This window comes from Winogradskyella sp., assembly GCF_013042245.1.
Lineage (GTDB): Bacteria > Bacteroidota > Bacteroidia > Flavobacteriales > Flavobacteriaceae > Winogradskyella.
The window spans coordinates 1-9,783 of sequence record NZ_JABDQL010000133.1 but is presented as its reverse complement, the minus strand read 5'-3'; the positions used below and the strand labels follow the sequence as shown (position 1 = coordinate 9,783).

10 protein-coding genes are annotated in these 9,783 nt (G+C 34.0%); 4 read left to right on the top strand and 6 right to left on the bottom strand.

Annotated features, from left to right (window positions below; translation table 11 throughout):
* Nucleotides 1-146: 146 nt before the first annotated feature.
* Entirely contained in the window at nucleotides 147-1,988 is a 1,842-nt protein-coding gene (locus HKP48_RS10415; protein WP_296345571.1) for a sodium:proton antiporter, read from the top strand.
* 25 nt (nucleotides 1,989-2,013) lie between these two features.
* Here the strand turns inward: HKP48_RS10415 and accC are convergent, their stop codons facing one another.
* From accC to pdxA, 6 genes are all read right to left on the bottom strand, one after another.
* Nucleotides 2,014-3,369: an acetyl-CoA carboxylase biotin carboxylase subunit gene (gene accC, locus HKP48_RS10410; protein WP_296345568.1), complete on the bottom strand. Its 1,356-nt coding sequence runs from the start codon at nucleotides 3,367-3,369 to the stop codon at nucleotides 2,014-2,016.
* An 80-nt stretch (nucleotides 3,370-3,449) separates the two neighbouring features.
* Nucleotides 3,450-3,932, bottom strand: a complete 483-nt coding sequence (gene accB, locus HKP48_RS10405) for an acetyl-CoA carboxylase biotin carboxyl carrier protein (protein ID WP_296345567.1) — start codon at nucleotides 3,930-3,932, stop codon at nucleotides 3,450-3,452.
* A gap of 27 nt (nucleotides 3,933-3,959) precedes the next feature.
* The gene (locus HKP48_RS10400) at nucleotides 3,960-4,955 is read right to left on the bottom strand and encodes a beta-ketoacyl-ACP synthase III (protein ID WP_296345565.1); all 996 of its coding nucleotides are present in this window, start codon (nucleotides 4,953-4,955) and stop codon (nucleotides 3,960-3,962) included.
* Between the two features lie 178 nt (nucleotides 4,956-5,133).
* Nucleotides 5,134-5,337 carry a 50S ribosomal protein L32 gene (rpmF, locus tag HKP48_RS10395; RefSeq protein ID WP_296345562.1) on the bottom strand — a complete coding sequence of 68 codons (204 nt, stop codon included), beginning with the start codon at nucleotides 5,335-5,337 and terminating at the stop codon, nucleotides 5,134-5,136.
* 8 nt (nucleotides 5,338-5,345) lie between these two features.
* A complete protein-coding gene (locus HKP48_RS10390) occupies nucleotides 5,346-5,888 on the bottom strand; it encodes a DUF177 domain-containing protein (protein WP_296345560.1) in 543 nt (180 codons plus the stop codon).
* 79 nt (nucleotides 5,889-5,967) lie between these two features.
* Nucleotides 5,968-7,008 carry a 4-hydroxythreonine-4-phosphate dehydrogenase PdxA gene (pdxA, locus tag HKP48_RS10385; protein WP_296345573.1) on the bottom strand — a complete coding sequence of 347 codons (1,041 nt, stop codon included), beginning with the start codon at nucleotides 7,006-7,008 and terminating at the stop codon, nucleotides 5,968-5,970.
* Between the two features lie 99 nt (nucleotides 7,009-7,107).
* On the opposite strand from pdxA, the gene HKP48_RS10380 reads away from it, so the two are divergent.
* The 3 genes from HKP48_RS10380 to HKP48_RS10370 all read left to right on the top strand — a co-directional run bounded on the left by HKP48_RS10380 (nucleotide 7,108) and on the right by HKP48_RS10370 (nucleotide 9,656).
* Nucleotides 7,108-7,701: a riboflavin synthase gene (locus HKP48_RS10380; protein ID WP_296345558.1), complete on the top strand. Its 594-nt coding sequence runs from the start codon at nucleotides 7,108-7,110 to the stop codon at nucleotides 7,699-7,701.
* 548 nt (nucleotides 7,702-8,249) lie between these two features.
* Nucleotides 8,250-8,498, top strand: coding sequence for an RHS repeat-associated core domain-containing protein (locus HKP48_RS10375; RefSeq protein WP_296345556.1), 249 nt, complete (start codon nucleotides 8,250-8,252; stop codon nucleotides 8,496-8,498).
* Nucleotides 8,499-8,597: 99 nt separating this feature from the next.
* Nucleotides 8,598-9,656, top strand: coding sequence for a Fic family protein (locus tag HKP48_RS10370; protein WP_296345554.1), 1,059 nt, complete (start codon nucleotides 8,598-8,600; stop codon nucleotides 9,654-9,656).
* Nucleotides 9,657-9,783: the final 127 nt, after the last annotated feature.

Sequence of the window (9,783 nt, the reverse complement as noted above, 5' to 3'; positions counted from 1 at the left end):
CAAAATAATCTTGTTGAAATCGACTATTAAGATACTGAAAATCAATAACTTAAACAAGTTTAAGACGTTGTTTTTCAATGAATTAAGCTTGTTTTTTTATCTATTTACCAACCCTTGATTCGCATTTTTAATCAATCTAACATTTAATGATAGAATTAGCAGGAATTATAATTTTAGGAATTTTAGCCCAATGGGTAGCATGGCGTTTTAAGATTCCGGCAATCTTACCGTTAATTTTAATAGGTTTATTAGTTGGACCAATAGCTTCTGAATTTCTTTCTGAAGATAGACAAAAATGGATAGAGCCCTTGTGGAATGGTGAAAGGGGTTTGTTTCCAGGAGAGAGCCTCTATTATTTTGTGTCTTTAGCTATAAGCATTATTCTTTTTGAAGGCGGATTAACATTAAAACGAAATGAGGTTAAAAATGTAGGTCCAGTTATAACAAAGTTAATTACTGTTGGTTCTGTAATCACATTTTTTGGAGCTGGTGTGGCAGCTTATTTTCTATTTGAGTTAAGTTGGGAATTGTCTTTTCTATTTTCTGGATTAATTATAGTGACAGGCCCAACTGTAATAACACCAATACTCAGAAATATACCACTTAAGAAAGATCTTTCAGCAGTGCTAAAATGGGAGGGTATTTTAATTGACCCAATTGGTGCTTTGGTAGCGGTATTGGTTTTCGAATTTATCAGTGTAGAAGGTGATAGCGGCTTTACCAAAACAGCTTTTATGGAGTTTGGTAAGATTGTGTTATTTGGAACCACCTTTGGTTTTACTTTTGCCCATGGATTAGCATTTGCTATCAATAAAAAGTTAATTCCACATTATTTACTTAACGTAGTGTCTCTATCTGTGGTACTTTTAGTGTTTGTAGAATCTGAAATTTTTGCCCATGAATCTGGTCTATTAGCAGTAGTGGTCATGGGAATGGTGTTAGGTAATGGAAAGTTAGAAAACCTTAAGGAACTCCTATACTTCAAAGAGTCTTTAAGTGTTCTATTAATTTCAATATTATTTATTCTTTTGGCGGCTAACATAAATATTGAAGATTTATATCTTTTATACAACTGGAAAACTGCGGCACTGTTTTTAATCGTTGTACTTATTATTAGACCACTCGCCGTATTTGTGAGCACCCAAGGCTCAGACCTAAAGCTTAACGAACGCCTTTTTATAAGTTGGGTTGGGCCACGAGGAATCGTAGCTGCAGGAATCGCTTCTTTATTTGGAAGTAAATTGATAAAACAAGGTGTTGAAGGTGCAGAGTATATTACACCGTTGGTATTTATGATAGTCTTAGGAACCGTACTTCTTAATGCGACAACAGCGCGACTATTTGCAAAAATTGTTGGTGTATTTTTATCCAAATCAGACGGGATTTTAATTGTAGGTGCTTCAAAAGTTTCTCGTTTATTAGCCTATTATTTAGACTCTAACGGAAGAAATGTTGTAGTTGTCGATAGCAATCAAACCAATATAGAAAAGGCAAAGGAAATGGGGTTAGAGGCTATTTCTACAAATATTTACACAAGTACATTAAATGACAATATTGAATTAAATGACGTAGGATATTTAATGGCTTTAACGGGAAGCTCGGATATAAATAGATATGCTATCAATAAATTTGGAAAACAATTTGGCGAAAACGGATCTTTTCGTTTAGTTTCTAAGGAAGAAATGCGTGACGAAAATAACAATCCGAAAGAAGGTCTGTTTTCACATACAGATGATTATGAATCATTAACCAGCGTAAGTAAAAAATACCCAAGCATACAAGAAATTGAAATTAATGATGAAGCGCATTATCAGAGTTTGATTGAAATAACAAATACAGATAAAGAAATTATTCCTATATTTTTAAAAGACACAGAGGGAGAGCTTATAATATTATCTTCTTACAATAAAAATATTGAAGGAATTGGTGAGAATTGGAAACTAGTTTACCTTGGAAAACCTTTTGATGTTGAAAAAGTAAATGCATAAGAAAGCCCTCAATTGAGGGCTTTTTTTAATTGTCTTCTTCTTTTGGAGGCATTTCAAAATCTTCCATAAATTTAGTGGTGTAATTCCCCGCTAAATAATCAGGATGGTCCATTAATGCTCTATGAAAAGGAATCGTAGTTTTAATACCTTCTATTACAAATTCGTCTAAAGCTCTTTTCATTTTATGAATCGCTTCTTCACGAGTTTGTGCTGTTGTTATGAGTTTCGCGATCATAGAATCGTAGTTTGGCGGTATACTATATCCTGCGTAAACGTGTGTATCTAAACGCACACCATGACCACCCGGAGCATGCAAAACAGTAATTTTTCCAGGAGAAGGCCTAAAGTCGTTATATGGATCTTCGGCATTAATTCTACACTCAATAGAGTGTAATTTTGGGTCGTAGTTGATGCCAATAATTGGAACACCAGCAGCAACTTTTATTTGCTCTCGTATTAAGTCAAAATCTATAACCTGTTCTGTAATAGGATGTTCTACTTGAATACGTGTGTTCATTTCCATAAAATAGAAATTACGATGCTTATCTACCAAAAATTCAACGGTTCCAGCACCTTCGTATTTAATATATTCAGCAGCTTTAACAGCGGCTTCCCCCATTTTTTTACGAAGTGCGTTGGTCATAAAAGGAGAAGGCACTTCTTCTGTTAACTTTTGATGACGCCTCTGTACGGAACAATCACGCTCTGATAAATGACACGCTCTACCTGTAGAGTCCCCAACGATTTGTATTTCAATATGGCGCGGCTCTTCAATAAGCTTTTCCATATACATGTCGTCGTTACCAAATGCTGCTTTAGATTCTTGCCTTGCAGAATCCCAAGCGTCTTTTAAATCTTCTGGTTTCCAAACGGCACGCATGCCTTTTCCTCCACCACCAGCAGATGCTTTAAGCATTACAGGATAACCTGTTTCTTTAGCGAGTTTTTCACACTCTTTAAAATCTTCGATAACACCTTCGCTTCCAGGAACACAAGGGACACCAGCTGCTTTCATAGTAGCTTTGGCATTCGCTTTGTCTCCCATACGGTCAATCATTTCTGGAGAGGCACCGATGAATTTAATATCGTGTTCTTCACAAATTTTTGAAAACTTTGCATTTTCTGATAAAAAACCATAACCAGGATGTATAGCATCAGCATTAGTAATTTCTGCTGCGGCTATGACATTAGCCATTTTTAAATAAGACTCGTTACTTGGAGCAGGACCAATACAAACAGCTTCGTCAGCAAATTTAACAGGCAAACTATCTGCATCTGCCGTAGAATAAACAGCTACAGTTTTTATGCCCATTTCTTTACAAGTTCTTATAACACGTAGTGCTATTTCACCTCTATTGGCAACTAATATTTTTTTAAACATACTTTTTGAGTTTATGAGTTCATAGTTTTTTGTTTATAAGTCTAATTAGACTCTAAACTTTTAAACTTCTAAACTTAAAATTATGATGGGTCAACCAAAAATAATGGTTGGTCAAATTCCACAGGAGAAGAATCATCAACTAAAACCTTAACGATTTTACCAGAAACTTCAGACTCTATTTCGTTAAAAAGCTTCATGGCTTCGATAACACATAGCACATCTCCTTCTTTGATTTCTGAGCCAACTTCTACAAAGACCGGTTTGTCAGGAGAAGGTTTGCGATAGAAAGTACCAATTATTGGTGACTTTATCGTAATATATTTTGAATCATCAGAAGCAGTAGGAGTTGCTGGTGTCTCTGCTACAGGAGCAGGAGCTGTTTGTGCTGGTGCTACTTGTTGCATCATAGGAGCTGCTGCCGTCATTGGCATTTGTTGAACAATAGTTGTTTCTTCTCCTCCTGTCTTAATGGTAATTTTAACATCATCCATTTCTAACTTAACTTCGCTTGCGCCAGATTTTGCCACAAATTTGATTAAGTTTTGAATTTCCTTTAAATCCATAGTTATTCAGTTATTATAATAGTTAGTTTATGAGTTATAGGCCCATTTAAAATAAATGGATCCCCAAGTAAATCCGCCACCAAAAGCAGCAAATATTATATTATCACCTTTTTTTAGTTGTGATTCGTAGTCGTGTAAAAGGAGAGGTAAAGTTGCCGAAGTGGTATTTCCATACTTCTGTATGTTCATCATTACCTTTTCTTGTTCTAGGTTTATTCTATTTGCTGTAGCATCAATAATACGTTTATTTGCCTGATGTGCTGCTAGCCATTGAATATCATCGTTGGTAAGGTTATTTCTTTTTAAGATACGCTCAGAAACGTCAGCCATATTAAAAACAGCATTTTTAAAAACTGTTTTCCCATCCTGAAAAACATAATGCGAACCCTCATTAAAAGTATCTGCTGTTATAGGGTAGGATGATCCGCCGTATTGTGCTCTTAAGAATTCTCGACCTTCACCATTACTTCTTAGTAACTCATCTTGAAGTCCAAGACCTTCATTGTTTGGTTCAAATAAAACAGCGCCAGCACCGTCTCCAAAGATGATACATGTTGCGCGATCTTTATAATTAATAAAAGATGAATTTTTATCAGCACCAATTAGTAATATTTTTTTGTATCGCCCAGACTCTATATATGCTGCTGCTGTAGACATGCCAAACAAGAAACTTGAACATGCTGCTTCTAAATCGTAAGAGAATGCATTGATAGCGCCGATTTGTGTTGCCGTGTAAGCTGCTGTAGATGCAGCTTTCATATCTGGTGTTGCTGTAGCAACAATTACTAAATCAATCTCTTTAGGGTCTAAACCACTTTTTTGAATTAAATTTTCAGCTGCTTTTATAGCTAAAAATGAAGTCCCTTTGCCTTCTTCTTTAAGAATGCGTCTTTCTTTAATTCCAGTACGTGTAGTAATCCATTCGTCATTGGTATCTACCATGGTCTCTAAAACCTGATTAGATAAAACAAATTCGGGCAAATAGCCTCCTACAGCTGTTATAGCCGCTGTGATTTTACTCATTATTAGCGTTTAGATTAATTAAAAATATCGAAAAATGATTGAAATGAACCCATTTTCGCTCATTTTCGGAACTTTTTAGCAAATAATTATACAAATTAAGTGGTTTTTGAACGATTTGAAGCAATAAAACAAAAAAAACGCCCAACAAGGGGCGTTTTATTATATGCATGCATAATACTTATGCTAAGTTTTCTTCTTCAGCTGAATTGTCTATAAGGACTTGACCTCGGTAGTATAATTTACCATCGTGCCAGTGTGCTCTGTGGTATAAATGCGGCTCACCAGTAGTAGGGCAAGTTGCAATTTGAGGAACTGTAGCTTTATAGTGCGTTCTTCTTTTGTCTCTTCTTGTTCTAGATATTTTACGTTTTGGATGTGCCATTTTAAATGTTATTTATCCGTTAATAGTTTTTTTAATTTATCCCAACGAGAATCTGTTTCCTCGGAGTCTTTTTCTTCTTTTGTTTGTTCTTCAGGACTTAATGCTTCTAATTTACTAAGTATATCAGATTTTAATGTCCCATTTTTAATACCGGGATGAACTTTTTTAGCTGGTACAGCCAAAACAATAAGCTCATATATATACTGCGCAACGTTTATTTGATATTCTCCATGAGGAATAATCAAAATCTCTTCGTTGTCGTCATTGTAATCTTCACCAAACTTCACCACAAGCTTAAAGTCATCTTCAATATCTAGATTGAAGGGTTCATTAGAAACGTCACAATTAACATTTAAAGAACCACTGACACTAAAACCTAATTCTAAAAGCGTTGATTTCTTTTCGAAAAGAAGATTAACTTTTAGGTTAGCGTCGTTAAATTCATCATAGTTATATTCTGAAAAGAACGTATTATTAATATGGTAATCAAAATGGTGTTTTCCTTCTTTTAGCCCTACAAACTGTATTGTATATGCCTTTATAGCTTTCATTCTCACATTCATTTTGAGCGTGCAAATATAATACTTTTTTCTATATAGAAGCCTAGATATCAACAAAAAATGTTAATATCTAACGCGACATTTTTTTTAATGGATTTTTTGAATAATGTGCATATTCTGTTCGGCGTCTAAAAATTTCAATCCCTGTAAAAACAGCACGTTTAAAAGAACTTTCATCTGCGATGCCTTTTCCTGCAATTTCATATGCTGTACCATGATCTGGTGAGGTACGGACTTTATTGAGACCTGCCGTGAAGTTCACACCCGTTCCAAAAGTGATTGTCTTAAAAGGAATTAAACCTTGATCATGGTATGATGCTATAATGGCATCAAAATTTTGATAGCTGCTAGAGCCAAAAAAACTGTCAGCAGAATAAGGGCCATAAACTAAGTTACCATCATGTCTCAATTTTTTTAAAGTAGGTTTTAAAACCGTATCGTCCTCATTACCAATAACACCATTATCTCCCGCATGTGGATTTATGGCTAAAACAGCAATTTTTGGTTTAGGAATAGCAAAATCTTCTTTTAGAGATTTTGAAACTGTAGCAATCTTATTTTGTATTAGGTCTTCTGTAATATGATTAGCGACGTCCTTAACAGGTACATGATCTGTTAAAAGACCGACTCTTAGGTCTTCAGAAACCATAAACATTAAACTATTACCTTCAAGTTCTTGATTAAGATAGTCAGTATGACCTGGAAAATTGAACTTATCAGATTGTATATTGCTTTTGTTTATTGGTGCTGTTACTAAAATATCTGTAGTGTTTTCTTTTAATGAGGCAACTGCAGCTTCTAAAGATTTTATAGCGTATTCTCCAATTTTTTTATCCTCTTGACCAAACTGAATATTTACGGGTTCTTTCCAAACGTTTAAAACATTTACTTTACCGGGTTTTATTTGGCTGACCGAATTGATTTCGTGAAAATGAATTTTGCTTGAAAAGTGTTTTTTAAAGAAATTCATTATTCGCGAAGAAGCAAACAAAACAGGCGTGCATAGTTCAAGAGACCTTGGGTCTTCGAATGTTTTTAAGATAATTTCAGGACCGATTCCATTTAAATCACCAATAGATATTCCTACTTTTATTTTGTTTTCTTTAGTCACTTGGGATAATTTTGGATTTTTATTAATAAAATTTCTTGAAATAGACATTTTTAATGTCCGTACCTTTGTAATGCAAATTTAACCATTTAAAATAGAAACATGTTTACAGGTATAATAGAAGACTTGGGTATCGTAAAGAGTTTGGAAAAAAATAAGGGTAATTTTCATATTACTATCCAAAGCAAAATTACGCCAGAGTTAAAAATAGATCAAAGTGTTGCTCATAATGGAGTGTGTTTGACAGTTGTATCTATTAATAATGAAGAATATGTTGTTACCGCAATAAAAGAAACCTTAGACAAAACCAATATAGGAGAACTTAATATCAATGACACAATAAACTTAGAACGTGCCATGAAATTAGGCGATAGGTTAGATGGTCATATTGTTCAAGGCCATGTAGACCAAACAGCAACATGCGTTGAGGCTACAGAAGAAAACGGAAGCTGGTCCTATACTTTTAGCTATGATGCTGCTTTAAATAATATCACTATCGAGAAAGGCTCAGTGACTGTAAATGGTGTGAGTTTAACCGTAGTAAACTCTAAAGAAAGTGCATTTTCTGTAGCCATAATTCCTTACACTTATGAACATACAACGTTTAAAAATCTAAGAAAAGGCAGTAAAGTAAATCTTGAATTTGATGTTATAGGAAAGTACGTAAAACGTCTCAATGACTTACGACTGAGTTAATCTACTCCTTTTTTTAATCACGTAAGCACCAAATAATAAAGCAGCTATAAATAAAATATAAATATAGTTATCTATAGCAAATCTAGGTGGTGGTCCGCATCCTCCCAGGAGGAGAGTGCCAATCTGGTTTAGAAGAAGGTATAAAACTATTTTTCGACGAGCATATTAAACCACTCCAAGTAATCAAAGTTATAGAGCCTCCAATTTACAATACGATGCCAATGGAAATTTATTATCTTTAATACGTAACCAAAATGGTGCTGCTATGGATAATTTTACTTACAATTATAATGCTGGAACAAATCAGCTCAACCATGTAAATGATATTATTGGGACAACAGCTTCTACTAGTGATTTAGATAGCCAAAGCGTTGACTATTAAGAGTACAACAGCATTGGCCAACTGGTAAAAAACAACCAAGATGATTTAGAGAATATCTATATTGCCAGTGGTTTGGTTACTCAAATTAAAAAAGATGGTGAGGTAAAGCTCAATTATTATTACGACGATAAAGGGAAACGTGCGCGCAAGGAAGTTAAAAACTTAAATGAATGGAGATATGCCTAATATGTACGATATGGACATGCGTAGTTATAACCATGCCATAGCACGTTGGACAGCAATAGATACAGTAACACACCATGCCTTAAGTACTTATAATGCTTTTGATAATAATCCTATATCTTATGCAGATCCTAGTGGTACAGACTCTAATGTTGGTAACTTTGGTCTTGGAAGATCGGGAGATTACGCCGATAATATACAAATTATTAAAGTATTATCATATAAGAAATGATATAACTATCGCAAAATGCGACACCCAATTTTGGAGGTCACAATTTGTGACCTTAAAGGTTAAATAGTATTTTTGGATAAATATAGATACATTATGGATATGTCTAAAAAATTAGAATTTACAGGAGCAGTTTATCAGCAAATAATGAAACAGTTAAGTGTCATAGACAGCTTTAAAGGGAACTGGGAAATTATTGACTTAAAACACAGTAAGCATTTAAAAGAACTGCGTAAAATAGCAACCATAGAAAGTATTGGCTCATCCACAAGAATAGAAGGCGCAACATTAACAGATAGTGAAGTAGAAAAGCTTTTAAAAGCTGTAAAAATCACAAAGCTGACTACAAGAGAACAACAAGAAGTGGTTGGTTATTATGAAGCATTAAAAATCATTTTAGACAATTACAAAGACATCCTAATTACGGAGCGTTATTTACACCAACTACACAGCATCTTATTAAAACATAGTGATAAAGACCAGACTCATAAAGGCAAGTATAAAAACTTATCTAATCAAGTAGTGGCTAATTATCCGGATGGAACTACAAAAACTATTTTTAGAACAACAGAACCACATCTAACACCTAAAGAAATGGAAAGGTTGTTGACATGGTTAGAAGAACGTTTTAAAACCTTGGATATGCATCCAGTAATGATAACAGCAACATTTATCTATGAATTTTTATCCATACACCCATATCAAGATGGAAATGGCAGATTATCACGATTATTGACAACATTAATTTTGATGAAACAAGGTTATGAGTTTACCCAGTATATCTCGTTCGAGCATATTATTGAAGAAAGAAAAGAGGACTATTATAGGGTGCTAATGGATGGTCAGAAAAACAGATATAGCGAAGAAGAAAAGATTGATAAATGGATATTGTTCTTTTTGGATTGTATGGTTACATTGATACAACGACTGGAAAAGAAATACGAAGTATATAAAAAGCTAGAAAAAGAACTCAATGAGAGACAAAAAGAAGTACTGAAGTTTATTGAAAAAGTTAAAAAGGTAAGTATTGGAGATATCGAAAAAGCTTTTAAAAATCAATCTCGTAATACCTTGAAAAAAGACCTTGTTTACCTTGTAAATGAAGGCTTGATATTAAAAACAGGGGAATTAAAAGGAACTCGTTACCATTATATTGAATAACGACACTTTCCCGCGAAGTGTGTAAGTAAAATTTACAGGATTAGCTTTTTCATAGTTTAATTCTGTTTTCAAATATAGCTAAAAATTGGTTTAAAATGATTCCCCAATTTCTAATAGGCATTTTCCA